Genomic DNA, 18,201 nt, shown 5'->3' on the forward strand with positions numbered 1-18,201 from the left:
GACGAGGACACAAAGAGGCCGCAGGTCGTCGCGCCCCCGATGATTGAACGGATGGGACGTCCGTCTCGGGCGCGAAATCTTGCATTCGGTCGCGAATGGTCCGCCTTCCCCACCGCATGCGTAAGCCGCTTCGGCATGGCGCGCCCGGCGTGCAGCCGGCATTCCCTTCAGCCGCTCGGAATCTTCCGCCGCACCGCCTCCACGCCGGCATCGGTCACGTTGTATCTGCGCCCCATCTCCGGGACGATCCAGCCCTTCTCGATCATTCCGGCAATGGTGCTCGGGCCGACGCCCGCGGGAAACGGACGGCGGTTGCGGATCGCGTCGATCGCGACCCGCTCGAGATGGGTGGCGACATGCGAGGGGCGCGCGCGAAACGCCTTTGCCATGATCAGGACCGACAGGACCTCGGCGCGCCGGCGCACGGCCGAAGCGCTGCGGGTCAGTTCGTTACTGATCTCGAGAGCGTTCTTGCCGGCCCTGGCGAGCTCTCTGAGCTTGTCGTCCTCGTCAGGGCTCCAGCGCCGCACGATCCCCATCTGCCCCTCACCGCCTGGATACCCATCTCAAACCGATGCATACGCAGGCGGCGCTGATTTGCCATGTGACTTTCGGCACCTCTTGATGCGACGTCGGGGCTGTCGCCATCAGGACGGCCGATCGCGGTGTCGCACGATGCAGCACAAAGAGCATGATCCGATTGAATCGGATCATGCTCTCAATCCCCTTGCTTGATGGCGTTTTGGTTGCGCGAACCGGTATTCACTTCGCGCTGGAACGCTTCAGTGCTTGCTGGGTTCAAGCGCGATGAGCACGCCGGTCGGCTCGGGCTCGTGCGGCCGAAGCGAGGTCAGCTCCGGATCGCTCCACTCGGCGAGACTGACGACTTCGCCGGTCTGCCCCGGCATGTCGGAGGTCTGGGCCGGTTCAAGCACCTTGAGCCCGCTGGTGTCGACGAAGAATGTGTGCTCACCGAACACGCTGTTCAGTTGCGCCACGGCCGGGTGATCGTCCGGAAGCACCTGGGCATTCAGTTGCGTCATGGTCTGCTTGACTTGCGTGGAATTGAGTTTCATCCGCTGCTCCTTCTCGTTGGTTCCGGCCGCGATGGTTTCCTTGACAAGTTTCCTTGGCTGGTTCCTCCCCGCCCGCACCCCACATCGGGGGCTTCAAGGTCTCGAACCAATCAGGCAACGAAACGTTCCGCACGCGCGACGCATTGACCGCCTGCGCAGCGGTTCCCCGCGCATCAGATGTGAAGTGCGACCCTGAAGTCACGCCCATCGCTACGAGACGGGAGGCTTCTTCCTTGCGAGTCCTTCCAGATGCACGCGGCGTGCGGCGGATTTGCGCGCGCGCTCCCTGGTGCGGCAGGCCCGGCAGCGCACCGCCTTGGTGAACACGTCGCCCTTGGCGGTCTCGTACCACCATTTCTGCTGCAACGGCGTCCAGACCTCGGCAACACCGCAGTCCTTGCAGACGAAGGGCTCGGGTCGATAGGTTCCGCGCAGCACGAAGTCGGGGGTCGAATAGCTGTTCGAGGGCGCAAGCCGCGTCGTATCGACGGCAACCTCGTCGCGCGCCAGCGCAATCTTGTAGTCGCGAAGCCGTTGCCGTTCAGCGGCGCGTCGGGTCTGCATGCGGAGCCATTCCTCGGCCTTGCGCCGCCTGGCTTCGATCTCTCCGTTCGTCTGCTTGCTGCGTTTCACGGCGGCACATCCGTCTGGGTCGAATGCGTTCGGCGCATCGACGAAGCAAATACCGGGCAGCACGACCTCGTCGATGATGACGTCATTGATGCGCTGCCGTTCTGCCGCCGGCTTGTCATAATTGCCGCAACATTGCGCGACGACAAGGTCGCGTGCGGGGAACACGTAGAGGCGCTGACGGCCGTCCGAGGCGGATGACCTCGGGATGCCCCTCAGGCCGCGCCTATGCCGGCCCCTGCTCCGCCGGCCGCATGCGGATCAGCGCGTCGAGCACGAGGACAAGAACCGGGCGCTGCTCGTCGTTGACCAGCTCCGTCTTGAAGATCACGACAGCGTCGCGCCGCTCCGGCCTGATGGTGATCTTCTGGATCTGGGATTGGCCGGTGAGCGTGGCGCCGGGCCGAACCGGGCTCGGCAGGCGGATCTCGAAGCTCCGCCCGACGATCCCCGCCACCTTGGTCCAGATCGCCTCCACTACGAGCCGCTGATAGATCGCAATGGTGTTGAAACCGCTTGCGATCAGTCCGCCGAACGGGCCTGCCGCAGCCGCGACGGGATCGGCATGGATTGGCACCGGATCATATTTGCCGGCGAACTCCAGGATCTCGGCCTCGCCGATCGTGTAGCTGCCAAGCTTGAACGTCTGGCCCTCGGTGAGATCTTCCGCATACAGCATCGCGCGCCTCCATCTGTCGCGCGACGATAGACGAATGGTGCGGGCTTTCCATTACCCCGGACGTCATGAACTTCGCGCGCGATACGCGAGCGATACCCACCGCTCGCATATCGCCGCAGGTATCCCGCGCTATTGCAGCCGCGCCGCCCTCGCCTTTGCCGCCTTCAGCGTGTTCTCCATCAGGCAGGCGATCGTCATCGGGCCGACGCCGCGCGGCACCGGCGTGATGGCGCCGGCGACCTGCACCGCCTCGTCGAACGAGACGTCGCCGCACACCGCATAGCCGCCGTCCGGCCTCTCGACGCGCGTGGTGCCGACGTCGATGACGATGGCCTGGGGCTTGATCCAGTCGCCGCGCACGAGGCCGGCCTTGCCCACCGCACTCACCAGGATTTCGGCCTCGCGGCAGATCCTGCTGATGCCGCGGGTGTGGATATGGGTCTGCGTCACGGTCGCGTGCTCCTGCAGCAGCAACGCGGCCATCGGCTTGCCGACGATGTTGGAGCTGCCGATCACCACGGCATGGGCGCCGGTGAGGTCTGATCGGACCGACTTGATCAGCCGGAGACAGCCGAGCGGCGTGCACGGCACCAGCGCGTCATCGCCATGAAACAGCCGGCCGGCGTTCAGGGCGTGCAGGCCGTCGACATCCTTGGCGGGATCGACCGCCGCCATCACGCGCAAGGCGTCGATATGCGCCGGCAACGGCAGCTGCACCAGGATGCCGTCGATATCGTCGCGCGCATTGAGCGCCTCTACTCCGGCAAGCAGATCGGACTCGCTGGCATCATCCGGCAGGCGTGCGACCTCGCCGCGCAGGCCGAGCCGCTCGGCCATCCTGACCTTGCTCTGCACATAGATCTGGCTCGCCGGGTCGCAGCCGACCAGCACGACCGCAAGCCCCGGCGCGCGGGGCAGCCGGTCGAGTTCGCCAGCAATCTTGTCGATGACAATTTGGGCATGTGCATGCCCATCGAGAATGTTCGCCGTCATGGCACCTCCGTTTCGAAGCGGTGCCCAGGCGCGCGGCGTTCAGTCTCTGCGCTCCCCGATGGTGGTCCATCCAAGCGCCAGTCGCGCAGATGGCGTGGTCATAGCCGCCCCGCCGGGCAAAGGCAATTCACGCTCTCCCGCGGGTCGAACGGCGACGAATTGCCCTCACTTTTGCCGGTGGATCGGTGCCGGGCGGGTCACCTCTGGGGGTAGGATTCGGGCAAGACTTGCGTTAAGTCTCGGCGCTTGCCGGGCTTTTCCGATCCCCGGCGCCATCCTTCCGGTCATCACGCCATTTCGGACATTTTCGACATGAGACATATCATCCTCGCGCTGGCGCTCTTCTGCCCGGCTGCCGCGCTTGCCCAAGGCACCACGCCGGCCCCCGCCGACGCAGACAAGCCGGCGGCGGCGACCTCGCAGCCGATGGTCGGCGACAAGCCGCTGGTCCAGGTCGGCAAGAAGTCGGCCGCCAAGAAGGGCGAGAAGCCTGCCGCGCCCGGCAAGCCTCAATCGGTCGCTCAGAAGCTTCAGGCCTGTCAGGACATCGACGACGCCACCAAGGAGCGACTGATCTGCTACGACGAGATTTTCAAGCCGCAGCCGAAGCCGAAGGCTGCCCCGGCCAAGGGCGTCAACGATTGCCGCTTCGTGAAGGAAGAGGACGAGCGGCTGACCTGCTACAACGGCTTCGCGGACAAGATTCCGCGCCTGCCGCGCTAAAGGTAGCGAGCGCCGCTCGGACGCCGTCCCGGATCCGGCCACCCGCCTGATCGCGGACATGAAAAAGCCGCCGCAAGTGTTTGCGGCGGCGGATTGATTGCCGGCTGCGGCAGCCCTTTCTTACCAGGTGCCGAAGCCGCCGAAGAAGCCCATGCGCTGCTGCTGCGCGACGCGGTAGGGCTGATACATGCCGGGCTGTGCCAGCCGCATCGGCTGCTGGGGATGGGCATGGTAGCGCGCGACCTTGCGCTTCTTCGGCGCCTGAGGCTGGGCCTGCGCCGGTTGTTCAGCCGATTTTGCCTCAGCCGCGACCTTCTGCGCATCAGCCTTCTCCGGCGGAATGAACTGGGCGAACGTATTGCGGACGCGGGCTTGCGCCGACGCATCGCCCGTAGCCGACGGGATGGCCGCGGCGACCGCGTTGACCTGCGCCGGAACAATGGTCGGCAAATTGGTGTCGTACACCACCCGCTCGGGCAATTTCTGGGTCGACTTGATGCGCACCATGGTCTTGTCGACGCCCGGCGACGACAGTCCCTGGTTCTGGCCGGCGACCACGGCCTCCTGCGGCACGATGGCATTGACGACGAAGAGCAGCGCGAGCAGCACTCCACCAACGAACAGGAAATAACGCGCCACAGGCATTTTGGTAGCTCCCCCCGCGCAGCAGGGCGCGGTTCATCTCGGCGCGACGACATCAGTCATCGCGCGGGCGATTTCATCGTCTGCGCATGATCACCCGGACGCTGTCCGCGCTCCCGGGTCGTTCGCTAACGGCTGGTTTATTAGTTAGTTCCTGTCCGGCCGTTACGGTTCACCCGACAAGTCAATTCGCGGTCACTTTTTCGAGATGCCGGGAATTAGAGGCGGCTCGCCGTCACGACCGAACATTTCGCCTTGTTTGCGTTCACGTTGACGAACCCGACCAACATTTGCGAGTAAGTCTTGCGGCTCTTCATGGCGATGGTGTCGGAGATCAGCCGCTTGCGCTCGGTCAGCGGCCGACCGTCCCGGCGGATGAAGGCGCAGGCGATCTCGATATCCTTGACGGCGAAATCATTGGCATTGCGCAGCGTCAGGGTGACCAGCGCCTTCGAACCCAGCCCGCCGCGCCGCCACGATTGCGAGGCGATCCGCAGCTTATCCAGCGGCGACCTTTCAGCGCCGGGCCCGGACGGCTTGGCCTCCTCTGCCCCCTGTGGAGCGATGGCCACACCGACGGTGGTCGGCTCGTCCGCCGGTGCGGCAAGCGCATCCCTCGCGGTCTGATTTGTGATTTGGGCTGGTTGCTCGCCGGTCGGGGCATTCTGCGCGGTGCGGATCATGGAGGACACCGGCCAGACATCCTGGTCCCCGGCGTCGCTCGGCTCGGGAAGCATGAACCATGCGGCGATCCCGGCGAGCGCAATCAGCGGCAGCAGCAGGCTGGCGTAGAAGCCCCCTTCACCGAGACGTCCGGCGGCCAACCTCCGAAACGACGCCAAGCCGATCCGCATCGTCGTGCCCTCACCCTGGCAGCCTGATCTGGCCGCCCCCACACAGAGAGGAAGCCGCACCGCGCGGCTTCCGGGACGGCCGCAGGTCGAGCGGCCACGCAAAAACAATCGCTGACGGCCGCAATGGTTTCATTCCGGGACGACAATCTTGGGCAGGCATAACGAGGGATGGTATCCCAGCGAACCGCTCGCTAGATTTGCGCCGCCCGAGAGCGAGTGCCGCGCACCGAACAGCGGCACGACAACAACAAGGAGATCGCAATGCCTGTCGTCACCTGGGACCACGTCCACCTGCGCAGTCCCGATCCCGAGGCCACCGCGACCTGGCTGCGCGACATTCTCGGCGGCGAGATCATCCGCGGCCCCGGCCGCATCGACGTCCAGCTCGGCGGCGCCAGGGTGTTCATTGCGGAGGTGACCCAGGGCGACGGCGTCAACGCCGCGCCGGTGACGCCCTATCAGGGGCTCGATCATTTCGGGCTCACGGTGAAGGACATCGACGCGGTCGCGGCCGAGATCAAGGCCAAGGGCGTCGAATTCACCAAGGAGCCGACCACGATCCGTCCCGGCGTGCGGATCTGCTTCATCCGTGGCCCGCAGGGCATCTCGATCGAACTGCTCGAGCGCGACCAGAAATACGTCTGAGCCACGCGTGCGGCGCTAAGTCATGCTGCCGGGCATGAAGCAGCGGATCGTCACGCCCATGTAGCTGGGAATCGGCCAGACCATGGCGCGACCGACCCGGTTGGGCTCGGTGACCACGGCCTCGTCGGGGACATCGATCCACGCCCCGTCGAGGCGCACACGATAGTGCCCGTCCTTGGATTCCCAGTCGACATCGCTGACCGCTGTGCCGTCGGCATCCGAACAGCACGGCCCTTTGCCGCTGCGCAGGCCGTCGAACCACTCCTTCAGCGGCGAATTGGCGTAGCGGCCGTCGGGATCGCGCGCCTGCGCGATTCGCATGGCCGCGACCAACACCAGCGTTATCAGCACGAGGGATGCGATCATGTGGCCCGCATAACGGGCCGAAGTTCCATTGAGCCTGCGAGGGCGTGCCCAATGGCCGCCGGATTCAATCCAGTCAGACATGTGTTTGCTCCAGCACTCACCGGCCAGTGCAACCAGAGCTATGCATTTCGCGGGCCACTTTGATTCGCGCGTACGGTCCGCTGTCATTGCGCCGTCACACTGCCTGGCAGGAACCGAGGGTCACCCGAACGCGGGACACCCGGGAATCAACCTGCCGCATTGCACGAGGTTGCTCGCTTTGGCATAAAAAACCAACTGGCTTGCCGTGGGCGTGGCGGCCAGCAATCGGGACGTCATGAAGAACGGACTTTACTCAATTCACGTCACCCTGCTGGACGGTCGCGTCGGCAAGGGCAGCGGCGTCATTCTCTTCCGCGACGGCCAGATACTGGGCGGCGACGCCTATCTTTACTACACCGGCAGCTACACGGTGAAGGGCGATGCCTTCAAGGGCGAAATCCTTGTGCAACGCCACACGACGCCGCGCGACACCGACAACCCGCTGTTCGGCGGGCCCGCGCCCGTCGGCATCGGCGTCTCCGGCACCTTCACCGACACCCGCGGCACCATGAGCGGGACCGCGCTGGTCGGCAAGGCGAGCCTGATCTTCGGCGCCACGCTGCACAAGCTCGCGGATATCAATTAGCGGTTTGAAACCATTAGACCCGTCATCCCCGCGCAAAGGCTTCGCCTTTGTCGCTGGAGGCGCGAGCACAGCGAGCCTCTGAGGATCGACGGCCACGAGCCGGGCCGTGCATCCTTCGAGACGCGGCTTCGCCGCTCCTCAGGATGACGGATCGAGAGCAAACGCGTGGTTGGCCACTACGCTTCGCGCTATTCCGCGGCCTGCTCCAGCGGCGCGACGCGCGGCAGGATCATCTGGATGCGTGTGCCGTTGCCCGGTGCGGAATCCAGCGAGAGCCGGCCGCCGAGCCGCGTGGTGACGATGCTGTAGACGATGTGCAGGCCGAGCCCGGTGCCGCCCTGATCGCGCCGCGTCGTGAAGAACGGATCGAAGGCGCGGCGGCGCACGTCGAGGCTCATGCCGCAGCCATTGTCGGCGAAGATCACCTCGACATTGTCGCCGCCGGCGGCGTGGACCTGGATCTCGACCTCGCCGGCCTTGCCGTCCGGGAACGCATGCGCGACCGCGTTGAGGAACAGATTGGTCAGCACCTGGCCATACGGTCCCGGATAGGAATTCATGATCAGGTTCGGCTCACAATCGACATTGAGCGTCAGATTGTGCTTGCGCAGGCCGGGCCTCAGACTCATCACCACCTGCTCGGTGAGATCGCCGAGGTCGAAGGTGCGCTGGTCCGAATAGTTGCGGTCGGCGGCGACCTGCTTGAACGACTGGATCAGCTCCGCGGCGCGGTTGAGATTGGCGACGAGTTGCGAGGAGGCATCGCGCGCCGTGTTCAGGAAATCGTTGAGGCTGGAGCGGCGCAGGTCGCCGCGCTCGACCTGGGTGGCGAAATTCGCGGTCTTGCGCTCCAGCGCGGACGCCACCGTCAGGCTGATGCCGACGGGATTGTTGACCTCATGGGCGACGCCGGCCACCAGGCGGCCGAGCGCGGCGAGCTTTTCGGCCTCGATCAGCGAATTCTGGGTTTCCCGCAGATTGCGCAACGCGGCCTCCGCGGAATCCCTCGCCTTGCGCATCTCCTGCTCGGAGCGCTTGCGCTCGCCGATGTCGAGCGCGACCGTGACGATGTTCTCGATCTCGCCTTGCGCGTCGAGGATCGGCAGCTTGTTGACCAGCCATTGCCGCATGTTGCCGGCGACGTCCTTGTACTCCTCTTCATAGAAGCCGAGCTCGCGCCGCGCCGACAGAACGCGCTTGTCGTTCTCATCGGTCTTCGCCGCGCCATAGCGCGACATCAGCTCGCCGGTGGTCTGGCCGATCGCGTCCTGCGGCTCGATGCCGAAGATTCCCGCCATGTAGCGGTTCATCAGCACGTAGCGCAGGTCGCGGTCCTTGACGTTGATGACGGCGGGCACGGTATCGATGACCATCTGCAACAGCCGACGGCCTTCGGCGATCGCGTCTTCGGCGCGCTTCTGGTCGGTGATGTCGCGCACCGTGCCCTCGTAGCGGATCACTTCGCCCTCGTCGTTGCGGACGACGGTCGCCGAATCGGACAGCCACAGCACGGTGCCGTCGCTCGCGCGCACCTGGTACTCGTAGTCGCGCACCGTGCCGTCGCGCTGCATCAGCTGCTGGTACTGCTCGCGCGCCGCCGGATCCACATAGACGGTAGTGGCGATGTCGTCGATGCCCTTGATCAGGTCCTGCGGCGTGGCATAGCCCATCATCCGCGCCAGCGCCGGATTGGCGTTGAGCAGCGCGCCGCCCGGCGTCGTGACGTAGATGCCCTCGACCGACGCTTCGAACAGCTTGTGGTAGCTCTCCTCGGCGAGCCGCTGCTCGGCGAGCGCGCGCAGGGCAGCCTCGCGCGCGCTGTCGGCGTCGACCAGGGTCTGGCGGAACACTTCGGCGGCGCGTGCGATGTCGCCGATCTCGTTGTCGAGGTCGGCGCCGGGAATGAACGCGCTCTTCTCGCCGCCGGCGACCTTGCGGATCGAGCCCGCGATCCTGGCGAGCGGGCGGACGGTGCGGCGAACCACCAACACCGACGCGAACAGGCCGATCAGCACACCCGCCGTGCCGAGCACGATGCTCTGCCATTTTGCTTCGGCCAGCGTCCGGGCAAAATCGCGCGACAGCACGTGGCCGCGGCGAGAGCTGAGCTCGCGGAGCAGCTCGGTGACCTTCTGGATCAACCGGCCTTCGGCGCCGAGCACCTCCTTGTCGATGTCGGCGATCTGGCCCTCGCGCACCGAGACCGCGATGATCGCCTCGGCATAATTATCGACGGCGCCGCGCAGCGCGGGATCGGAGATGGTCATCGCCCGCATGCTCTGCGCGGCCTGCTCGGCAGCGGACGTGTTGTGCGCCAGCAATGCGGTGGCAATCCGGCTCTGGGATTGCGACAGCGCATTGGCCAGCGCCGCATCGTTGCTCGCGGCGACCGCCTTGTCGAAGGCGTCGCGCAGCGGCGGCAGCCCGGCGACCAGCTCGGCGCGGCGGCTGAGCAGCGCCGAGATGCGCTCGATGCCGTTGCGATAGGTCGCCAGCCGTTGGGTGACGCCGTCGATCATGTCCTGCTGCTCGGGCGCCAGCTTGATGCGGGTCTTTTTCAGGATCTCGCTCAGCGACTGGGCCGCCTCCGCGACCTGGACCGACTGGCTGCCCGGCTCGGTGACGAAATCGCGCGCCGCGAGCCGCAGCTCGTTCATGCGGCGGTCGATATCCTCGGCGATGTCGCCGACACTCTGCAGCCGCTGCAGCTCGGCGAAGGTGGTATCGATGTGGCGGATCGCGATCACGCTGGCGGTGGATGTGATGATGATCACAGCCAGGACCAGCAGGAAGCTGCCGAACGTGAGCTGGCCAATGGAGAGGGAGAACGCACGCGGCGCTTGCGAATTCGGCGGCAATTCAGCGGTCATGTCATCAAGGCCGGGGTCCAATGCGCCCTAATATACGGGAAATTACGGGCTTTGGGGAAACATGCTGCACGGCCCAACCCGCGGGCGGTGTGACCGGCGTCACCCCGGGCGGGTGCCGGTGGCCGATTCCGGCACAGGGCGGCGCGGCTCAGTCCGGCGGGATGCCGGCCTCCTTGACCACCCTGGCCCAGAGCGCAACGTCCGCCTTGATGATATCGGCGAACTGCCTCAGCGGCGCGCTACGGGCGTCGCAACCGGCGACATCCAGCTTCTTGCGCACCTCAGCGGAGGCCAGCGCCGTCTCCAGCGCGGCGCTGATGCGTTCGACCACCGGCTGCGGAGTGCCGGCCGGCACCACGAAGCCGAACCATGGCGTCACCTGCGCTTCGGCAAAGCCCTGCTCGGCCATGGTCGGCACGTCGGGGAAATACTTCGAGCGGCCGTCGCTGATCGTCCCGATGATCCGGATGCTGCCGGACTGCACCTGGGCCAGCGCCTGGTTGGCCGACAGGAAGCTCGAGGTGATCAGGCCGCTCGCGATATCGGGCACCATCTGCGGATAGCCGCGATAGCCGATCGCGGTGACGTCGATGCCGGCGAGCCGCTTGAACAGCTCGAAGCCGAGATGGCCGGTCGAGCCCTTGCCGGGATGGCTGTAGTTCAGCGTGCCCGGCTTGGCCTTGGCCAGCGCGACATAGTCGGCGACGGTCTTCACCGGCAGCGAGGTCGGCACGATGAAGAAGTTCGGGGCGAGACAGATCTGCCCGACCGGCACGAAGTCCCTGACCGGATCCCAGCGCAGCTGCGTGTTCAGTGCCGGGCTTGCGGTGAAGAAGGTCGTCACCAATAGCCATGTGTAGCCGTCGGGAGCGGCGCGTGCGACCTCCTCGGCCGCGATCGAGCCATTGGCGCCGGATTTAGCCTCGACGACGATCGTCCCCTTCCACTGCTCCTGCATGTCCTGCGCCATGATGCGCGCGAACACGTCGGCCACGCTGCCCGGTGCGTAGGGAATGACGATGCGGATCGGCCGGTTCGGGAAGTCCTGCGCGCGCACCGTGCCGGCCATCGCCAGCAACGCCATGCACGCACCGGCAATGAGGCTGATCCGCCGCAACATCGTCCCGTTTCCCGCCCTGCGATCTCGTTGCGGGCAGCATGCAGGCATTGGCCGGCGGCAGCAAGGCGTCGGTTTCAGCGGGCGAAACTTCAGGCGGTGGCGATCTTGCGCCCAGGAATCGTCATCGCGGCGATGACGTCAGGCCGTGGCGATCCTTCGCGCGGGAATCGTCATCGCGGCGATGACGTCAGGCTGTGGCGATCCTTCGTGCAGGAATCGTCATCGCGGCGACGCCGATCACAACGCAGGCGAGGCCGATCCACGCCGTCGGGCTCAGCCGTTCGCCCAGCACCGTGACGCTGAGCGCCACCCCGATCGGCACCCGCAAGTAAGCTTGCGCGGTGGTGCCGACCGAGCCGAGGGTCTGGATCAGGTGGAAGTAGATCACGAACGCGATCGCGGTCGAGAACACGGCAAGCGCCAGCAATGCGGTGAGCGATGTCGTCGACGGCGAAAGCGTCCAGGGCCGCTCGACGACAAGGCTGAGCGGAACGAGGATCGCGGCGCCCGCGAGCAGCGAACCCGCTGCCGGCGCCATCGGATCGAGCTCCTTGAAGCCGCGGCTGAAGATCGCGGCACAGGCGTAGCAGATGGTGGCGGCGACGATCGCGACCTCGGCCACGATCCCCTGCCCGAGATCGCGGAACGCATCGACGCCGACGATCAGGCAGATGCCGGCCATGCCTGATATCACCCCGAACAGCTTGCGCGGGCTCGCCCCCTCATGGCGGGTGATCGCGGCGGTGAACAGGAAGGTGAAGATCGGCGAGGCCGAATTGAGGATGGTGGCGAGCCCGGCATCGACGAAGCGCTCGCCCCAGGCGATCAGCGTCCACGGGATCACGCTGTTGAGGCAGGCCTGAAAGATGAAGCGGCGCCAGGTCGCGCGATCGGCCGGCATCGATACGCCGCGCATCCGCATGATGACGAGCAGCAGCAGCCCCGCGATCGTGGTGCGCGCCGCGATCAGCGTGATCGGCGGGATGGTCGCGACACCAAGCTTGATGAAGGTATAGGAGCCGCCCCACAGGGTGGCGAGCGCGAGCAGCAAGGCGAGCTCGAAGGCCATGCTCGGCTGTCGTGGGGCGGTGGTCATTGGCGGGATCCCGTCTCGATGGTTGAGACGGAAGCTACATCGCTGCGAGGTGATGATATTTCGATATAAGCCGAAATGTGGAGAAGCGACTCTCCTTCCCCGTCGTCCCGGCGAAGGCCGGGACCCATTACCACAGGGTTGTGTTGTTGGAAAAAGCTGCAGCCTCGGCGTCGCGCAGCAATGCAGTTCGGTGGTTATGGGTCCCGGCCTTCGCCGGGACGACATAGCGCTGCCTGTGAGTCACGCACTCGACGTCTCTCAGGACGACGGACCTACCCCAGCGCCCCGACGTCGAACACCTCGCCATCGTAGCCCGCTTCCTTGGGGATGCGGAGCTGGCGGCCGGTGGCGGTCTTGGTCATCACGGGCATTACGGCGACAATCGACTTGCCCTTGCTGTCGGCGAGCGCGGCGCCGACGTTCGGCTGCTTGCCGAGCCTGATCAAATTGCGCGTGGTCGGGAACGGCAGCTTGAAGCGGCCGGTCTCGCCGCCCTCCAGCGCCTCGCGCGTCGACACCCAGATCGAGTCGGTCGATTCCTTGCCGTCATGGGCGCCGAGCTGCTCGGGCGGCGCGGCGGCCAGGAAGAACCAGGTGTCGAAGCGCTTCGGCATGCCCTCCGGCGTGATCCAGTGCGCATACGGCACGAGCTCATCGAGCGCGAGCACCATGCCGTTGTCGGTCAGCACCTTGAGGAAGCTGATCTTGCCTTCGTTCAGCGGCGCGCGATGCGCGGTCGCGATCTCGTTCGCGCGCTTCGCATCGACCAGGTCCTTCGACCCCTGCGGCCGCGCCAGCAGGATGCCGCTCTCCTCGAAGGTCTCGCGGATCGCCGCGATGCGGAAGCCGAGCGCGTCGCCGTCGAGCCCTTCGCCGCCGGAATAGAGCGCGGGATCGGCGGCGATCTCCTTGTCGTTCTTGTCGACGCTGCCGCCCGGAAACACCAGCGCACCCGAGTTGAACTCGATCTGGTGATGGCGGACCATCATGAAGACTTCGATTTCGCCCGATGAGCTGCCGTCACGCAGCAGCAGCACGGTCGACGCAAGGCGCGGGGCAACGATCTCGGTCATGATTAGCCTGCTGCACTGGATTGCGGTTGCAGATTGGCGCGACGGTCGACGCGCGCCACACGGGACAAGAGATAGTCGACCTCCGCCCTTGCCTGCTGCGTGATGACGGCTCCGGGCTTGCGCTGCGCGCTGGAGGAGATGATGCCGCGCTTCTGCAGCACGTATTTGCGCACGGTCAGACCGACGCCGGGCTGCTGCTCGTAGCGGATCAGCGGCAGATGCGCGTCGAACAGATCATGCGCGGCATCACGCTTGCCGGCCTTGGACAGGTTGACGACATCGATCAGCAGCTCGGGGAAGGCATAGCCAGTCATCGCACCGTCGGCGCCGCGCTCCATCTCGAAATCGAGGAAAAGGCCGCCATTGCCGACCAGGATCGACAGCGGCCGCAGCGAGCGGTCCTTCTGGAAGTTGCGCAAGGTCGAAATCTTCTCCAGGCCCGGCCAGTCCTCGTGCTTGAGCATCACGCAGGACGGCGAATCCATCACGATCTTGCGGATCACGGCCGGCGTGAACACGACGGTCAGCGTCAGCGGATAGTCCTGCAGCACCCAGGGTATATCGTCGCCGATCGCTTCCTGCGCCTGCTTGAAATAGCCGATGATCTGGTCGTCGGTACGCAGATGCGGCGGCGGCGCGATCATGACGCCGGCGGCGCCCGCATCCATCGACTTCTTCGCCAGCGAGCGCATCGTGGCAAAGCCCGGCGCCGAGACACCGACGATGACCTGGAGCCTCTTGGCGCGCTTGACGAAGCGCAGCGCGACCTGCTCGGCCTCCGCGGCGTCGAGCTTCGGCGCCTCGCCCAGGATGCCGAGCACGGTGACGCCGTCGCAGCCGACATCGGTATAGAAATCGGTCAGCCGGTCGATCGATGCCTCGTCGATGCGGCCGTCGTCGTGGAACGGGGTCGGCGCGATCGCAAAGGTTCCGGCGGCCTGGGCGGTGAGTTTGGTCATGGGTGCCTCGTCTGTTTCGCCCTCTATACAGCGTCATTTCCCGATGCGCCATTGCGCATCGGGAAGCCGTCCCGCGGTCGCGGGTGCCAATCCTTACTTGAACCGCCGCGCCGACTTCTTGATCTCCTCCTCGGAGAAGAAGATCTCCTTGGCGTGGGTGACGATGTCCTCCGCCTTCCATCCCGTGAACGGCGGCGTCCAGCCCTCCATTTCCATCATCCGCATTTCGCGGACGCCGCGCGGGCCGGAGACGCCAAGCACCTTGCCGGTCTGGTCGCCCGACAGATCGCTGACCATGTAGAGCACGGCCGGCGCGATGCCATCGGGCCCGAGCGCCGCACCCGGGTTCTCTTTGTAACGCGGCAGGTCCGCGGTCATGCGGGTCAGCGCGCCCGGCGCCAGGGTCCAGATCCGGATGTTGTACTTGCGGCCCTCGATCGCTAGCACGTTGGAGAGGCCCCAGATGCCGCCCTTGGCGGCGCCGTAATTGGTCTGGCCGAAATTGCCGATCAGGCCCGAGGTCGAGGACGTGTTGACGATGACGCCGCCGCCATTGTCACGCATCCATTTGAACACCGGCTGGGTGCAGCAGAAGGTGCCTTTCAGATGCACCTTCATCACCTTGTCCCAGTTCGCTTCCTTGGCCTTGTGGAAGGTCTCGTCGAGCAGGATGCCGGCATTGTTGACCAGGATGTCGGCGCGGCCGAAATGCTTGATGGCGTCGTCGAACACCGACTGGCCGCCGGCCAAGGTCGAGATGTCGGCGCCGTTGGCGACGGCGCGGCCGCCCTCGGCCTTGATCGCGTCGACCACCTTGTCGGCCATCGACTTGTCGGAGCCCGAGCCGTCGCGCGGGCCGCCGAGATCGTTGACCACCACGGCCGCGCCCTCGCGCGCAAACAGCTTCGCATAGGCTTCACCAAGCCCGCCGCCGGCGCCCGTGATCAGCGCCACCTTGCCGTCGAGTAATCCCATGGTTGTTTCTCCGTGTTGTTCTTTCTTCTTCACCTCTCCCCGCAGGCGGGGAGAGGTCGGATCGCCCTTGCGATCCGGGTGAGGGGTACAGGTCTGTCCGCAAGACCACCGTTGCGGAGAAAGCCCCTCACCCCACCCTCTCCCCGCAAGAGCGGGGCGAGGGAGTCGACGGCCGTCGAGCGTTGCTACGCCAGCACCGTCTTGCCGCTCTTGATCACGGTGACGCCGCGCGACTTCACCTTGGCCTCGAACGACACCACATTGCCGTCCTTCCACAGCTCCATGGTCACGGTCTCACCGGGGAACACCGGCGAGGAGAACCGCGCCACGTGCTGCTTGAAGGCGGACGGATCGTAGTCGGCATAGGTCTGCAGCACGCCGCGGCAGGTGATGCCGTAGGTGCACATGCCGTGCAGGATCGGCCGCGGGAAGCCGGCCTTCCTGGCGAACTCCGGATCGGAGTGCAGCGGGTTGCGGTCGCCGCACAGCCGATAGACCAGCGCCTGGTCGGGCCGCGTCGTGATGTCGACCACCTTGTCCGGCGCGCGCTCCGGCACCTTGTGCGGCTCGGGCTGGCCGTCGGACGGGCCGCCGAAGCCGCCATCGCCGCGGGCGAAGCGCGAGGCGACCAGCGTGGCGAGCTTGTCGCCCTTCTCGTCCTTCAGCACGGTCTGGTGGCGGATCACCGCGCCCTTGTCCTTGCCCTTGTCGAACACGTCGAGCACGGTCGAGTCGGCCGTGATGTGCGCGGCGGTCGCGAACGGCTTGTGGAAGGTGATGTCGCGCTCGCCGTCGACCACCATGACGCGGTTAAGATTCATCTCGCCGGGACCGGCGCCCCAGGCCGCGACCGAGGCAAACGTCGGCACCACCTTGAGCGGGCGCGGCGTCAGCACGCCCTCATTGACGAAAGCGAGCTCCTTCTCGTCCATCGGATCGGCACCCAGGCCGATGCCATAGGCATAGAGCATCACGTCGCGGTCGGCGTAGCTGTATTTCTGGCCGAGATTCTTCAGGGCCATCAGCTGTTCGTACACGATCGGCATCGTTGTTTTCTCCCCGAATGTATTCTTAACGGCACGGTGCCCATTACTGCGCCCTCTCCCCTTGTGGGAGAGGGCAGCACCGGCAGTCGTCTCAAACTCGTTTCGGTGAGGGGTTCGCGCCACAGAGAGATTCTCTACGCGGAGAGAGACCCCTCACCCGCCTTCGCTTTCAGCGAAGGCACCCTCTCCCACAAGGGGAGAGGGTAAAATCAGGCCGGCGTGAAGAACGGCAGCGGGGCGCCGTCGGTCGGCTTCCACACCACCTTCACCTTCTGGCCGATCTTCACCTTCTCCAGATCGCAATCGACGATGTTGGTCTGCAGCGACGGACCTTCCTTCAGCGTCACATAGGCGATCGCATAGGGACCGGTCGGCGACTTCCGCATCAGGCTGTAGGTGTAGACCGTGGCCTCGCCGCTCGACTCTTCCCACACCGTCTTGTCCGAGAAGCAGAACGGGCAGATCGCGCGCGGGAAGTAGTGCGCCTCGCCGCAGGTGTTACAGCGCTTGATCATGAACTTGCCCGCCTTCGCCGCCTCCCAGAACGGCGCGGTCTCCGGGTTGGTCACCGGGGCATTGTACTTCTTCGCTTCAGACATCACGCACGCTCCAGAATGCAGGTTGAGGCGGCGTGGCGAACGCCGAGCAGACCGCCGGTGCCGTGGGCGATCGCGAGGTCGCAGTTCTTCACCTGCACCTTCGGATGCGCCTCGCCGCGCAACTGGCGCACAGCCTCGAGGATTTTCGTCATACCGCCGCGATTGACGGGATGGTTACTGCACAGACCGCCGCCGTCGGTGTTGAACGGCAGCTTGCCGACGCCCGAGATCAGATTGCCGTCGGCGACGAACTTGCCGCCCTCGCCCTTCTTGCAGAAGCCGAGGTCCTCTAGCTGCATCAGCACCGTGATGGTGAAGCTGTCATAGATCGAGGCGTATTTGATGTCCTTCGGCGTCACGCCCGCTTCCTCGAAGGCACGCGGACCGGACCACACGCCGGCGGAGTAGGTCAGATCGAGATCCTTGCCGCCGCGCGGGCCCTTCATCGCCTCGCCATGGCCGATCAGGCGCACCAGCGGCTTCTTCAGGCTCTTGGCGATCTCGGGCGTCGTGACGATCATCGCGCCGCCGCCGTCGGTGACGACGCAGCAATCCATCCGATGCAGCGGATCGGAGATCATCGGCGAGTTCAGCACGTCCTCGACGGTGACGACCTCTTTCAGCATCGCATGCGGATTGTATTGCGCATGATGCGAGGCCGCGACCTTGATCCAGGCGAGCTGCTCGGAGGTGGTGCCGTAGTCGTGCATATGACGCATGGCACACATGCCATAGGCATTGTGCGTGGTAGCCCCGTAGGCGGATTCGAAATCGGCCTCGGCGCCCGAGGCGCGCGGCGGCATCGGGCCGGTGCGCGGTTTGCCCGCCAGCGTGACCAGCCCGACCGAGCATTTGCCCGCGGCGATCGCCTCGGCGGCGTGGCCGAGATGGATCAGATAGGAACAGCCACCGGTCTCGGTGGAGTCGACATGACGCAGCTTCTTGGTGTTGAGGCCGAGATAATCGACCATCGGCCACAGCCCGCCCGGCGCGTCGCCGGCGCAGAAATAGCCGTCGATGTCGTCCTTCGTGAGCCCGGCGTCCTCGATCGCGCCCTTGGCGACCTCGGCGTGCAGCTGTGCTGTTGATTTATCGGGTGCGTGCCGGGTGGGATGTTCGTAGATCCCGGCAATGTAGGCCTTGCCCTTGATGGTCAAATCGCTCTCCGCTGGCGTTTCTTCGCTCGAG

The 18,201-nt window shown here is 65.7% G+C and carries 20 protein-coding genes and 1 riboswitch; of the genes, 3 read left to right on the top strand and 17 right to left on the bottom strand.

Going from position 1 to position 18,201, the window contains the following annotated elements; translation table 11 throughout:
• Positions 1-167: 167 nt before the first annotated feature.
• The 5 genes from ACVMB1_RS16055 to ACVMB1_RS16075 all read right to left on the bottom strand — a co-directional run bounded on the left by ACVMB1_RS16055 (position 168) and on the right by ACVMB1_RS16075 (position 3,378).
• On the bottom strand, positions 168-539 hold the full coding sequence (locus ACVMB1_RS16055) for an SANT/Myb-like DNA-binding domain-containing protein (RefSeq protein ID WP_076831282.1): 372 nt from the start codon (positions 537-539) through the stop codon (positions 168-170).
• Positions 540-782: 243 nt separating this feature from the next.
• On the bottom strand, positions 783-1,076 hold the full coding sequence (locus tag ACVMB1_RS16060) for a hypothetical protein (protein ID WP_016846480.1): 294 nt from the start codon (positions 1,074-1,076) through the stop codon (positions 783-785).
• A gap of 210 nt (positions 1,077-1,286) precedes the next feature.
• Positions 1,287-1,874: a zinc-ribbon domain containing protein gene (locus ACVMB1_RS16065; RefSeq protein ID WP_206601531.1), complete on the bottom strand. Its 588-nt coding sequence runs from the start codon at positions 1,872-1,874 to the stop codon at positions 1,287-1,289.
• Positions 1,875-1,932: 58 nt separating this feature from the next.
• Positions 1,933-2,385: a MaoC/PaaZ C-terminal domain-containing protein gene (locus ACVMB1_RS16070; protein ID WP_076831284.1), complete on the bottom strand. Its 453-nt coding sequence runs from the start codon at positions 2,383-2,385 to the stop codon at positions 1,933-1,935.
• 129 nt (positions 2,386-2,514) lie between these two features.
• Positions 2,515-3,378 carry a bifunctional 5,10-methylenetetrahydrofolate dehydrogenase/5,10-methenyltetrahydrofolate cyclohydrolase gene (locus tag ACVMB1_RS16075; RefSeq protein ID WP_076831287.1) on the bottom strand — a complete coding sequence of 288 codons (864 nt, stop codon included), beginning with the start codon at positions 3,376-3,378 and terminating at the stop codon, positions 2,515-2,517.
• A 15-nt stretch (positions 3,379-3,393) separates the two neighbouring features.
• Positions 3,394-3,473, bottom strand: a riboswitch (ZMP/ZTP riboswitch).
• Between the two features lie 217 nt (positions 3,474-3,690).
• Here ACVMB1_RS16075 and ACVMB1_RS16080 point away from each other — a divergent pair.
• Positions 3,691-4,101: a hypothetical protein gene (locus ACVMB1_RS16080; RefSeq protein WP_028339251.1), complete on the top strand. Its 411-nt coding sequence runs from the start codon at positions 3,691-3,693 to the stop codon at positions 4,099-4,101.
• 120 nt (positions 4,102-4,221) lie between these two features.
• On the opposite strand, the gene ACVMB1_RS16085 is transcribed toward ACVMB1_RS16080, so the two are convergent.
• Positions 4,222-4,746, bottom strand: coding sequence for a hypothetical protein (locus tag ACVMB1_RS16085; RefSeq protein ID WP_063790055.1), 525 nt, complete (start codon positions 4,744-4,746; stop codon positions 4,222-4,224).
• A 215-nt stretch (positions 4,747-4,961) separates the two neighbouring features.
• The gene (locus ACVMB1_RS16090) at positions 4,962-5,699 is read right to left on the bottom strand and encodes a hypothetical protein (RefSeq protein ID WP_200844628.1); all 738 of its coding nucleotides are present in this window, start codon (positions 5,697-5,699) and stop codon (positions 4,962-4,964) included.
• A 159-nt stretch (positions 5,700-5,858) separates the two neighbouring features.
• On the opposite strand from ACVMB1_RS16090, the gene ACVMB1_RS16095 reads away from it, so the two are divergent.
• Positions 5,859-6,242: a VOC family protein gene (locus ACVMB1_RS16095; protein WP_057015836.1), complete on the top strand. Its 384-nt coding sequence runs from the start codon at positions 5,859-5,861 to the stop codon at positions 6,240-6,242.
• Between the two features lie 15 nt (positions 6,243-6,257).
• Here ACVMB1_RS16095 and ACVMB1_RS16100 read toward each other — a convergent pair whose 3' ends face one another.
• Positions 6,258-6,608, bottom strand: a complete 351-nt coding sequence (locus tag ACVMB1_RS16100) for a hypothetical protein (protein WP_141340965.1) — start codon at positions 6,606-6,608, stop codon at positions 6,258-6,260.
• Positions 6,609-6,924: 316 nt separating this feature from the next.
• Between ACVMB1_RS16100 and ACVMB1_RS16105 the strand changes: the two genes are divergently transcribed.
• Positions 6,925-7,275 (top strand): GrlR family regulatory protein, encoded by a 351-nt coding sequence (locus ACVMB1_RS16105; protein ID WP_057015832.1) that lies wholly within the window; start codon positions 6,925-6,927, stop codon positions 7,273-7,275.
• Between the two features lie 188 nt (positions 7,276-7,463).
• On the opposite strand, the gene ACVMB1_RS16110 is transcribed toward ACVMB1_RS16105, so the two are convergent.
• From ACVMB1_RS16110 to ACVMB1_RS16150, 9 genes are all read right to left on the bottom strand, one after another.
• Positions 7,464-10,145, bottom strand: a complete 2,682-nt coding sequence (locus ACVMB1_RS16110) for a PAS domain S-box protein (RefSeq protein ID WP_076831293.1) — start codon at positions 10,143-10,145, stop codon at positions 7,464-7,466.
• Between the two features lie 148 nt (positions 10,146-10,293).
• On the bottom strand, positions 10,294-11,265 hold the full coding sequence (locus ACVMB1_RS16115) for a Bug family tripartite tricarboxylate transporter substrate binding protein (protein ID WP_076831296.1): 972 nt from the start codon (positions 11,263-11,265) through the stop codon (positions 10,294-10,296).
• A gap of 187 nt (positions 11,266-11,452) precedes the next feature.
• On the bottom strand, positions 11,453-12,361 hold the full coding sequence (locus ACVMB1_RS16120; RefSeq protein ID WP_076831299.1) for a DMT family transporter: 909 nt from the start codon (positions 12,359-12,361) through the stop codon (positions 11,453-11,455).
• 272 nt (positions 12,362-12,633) lie between these two features.
• On the bottom strand, positions 12,634-13,434 hold the full coding sequence (locus tag ACVMB1_RS16125; RefSeq protein ID WP_076831301.1) for an NUDIX hydrolase: 801 nt from the start codon (positions 13,432-13,434) through the stop codon (positions 12,634-12,636).
• Positions 13,435-13,436: 2 nt separating this feature from the next.
• Positions 13,437-14,393: a dihydrodipicolinate synthase family protein gene (locus ACVMB1_RS16130; RefSeq protein ID WP_076831304.1), complete on the bottom strand. Its 957-nt coding sequence runs from the start codon at positions 14,391-14,393 to the stop codon at positions 13,437-13,439.
• Between the two features lie 93 nt (positions 14,394-14,486).
• Positions 14,487-15,368 (bottom strand): SDR family oxidoreductase, encoded by an 882-nt coding sequence (locus ACVMB1_RS16135; RefSeq protein WP_076831307.1) that lies wholly within the window; start codon positions 15,366-15,368, stop codon positions 14,487-14,489.
• A gap of 185 nt (positions 15,369-15,553) precedes the next feature.
• Positions 15,554-16,414: a MaoC family dehydratase gene (locus ACVMB1_RS16140; RefSeq protein WP_076831310.1), complete on the bottom strand. Its 861-nt coding sequence runs from the start codon at positions 16,412-16,414 to the stop codon at positions 15,554-15,556.
• 209 nt (positions 16,415-16,623) lie between these two features.
• Entirely contained in the window at positions 16,624-17,013 is a 390-nt protein-coding gene (locus tag ACVMB1_RS16145) for a Zn-ribbon domain-containing OB-fold protein (RefSeq protein WP_076831312.1), read from the bottom strand.
• A complete protein-coding gene (locus tag ACVMB1_RS16150; RefSeq protein ID WP_076831315.1) occupies positions 17,013-18,170 on the bottom strand; it encodes a thiolase domain-containing protein in 1,158 nt (385 codons plus the stop codon). The genes ACVMB1_RS16145 and ACVMB1_RS16150 overlap by 1 nt, the downstream gene beginning before the upstream one ends.
• Positions 18,171-18,201: the final 31 nt, after the last annotated feature.

This window comes from Bradyrhizobium sp. USDA 4504, assembly GCF_054063995.1.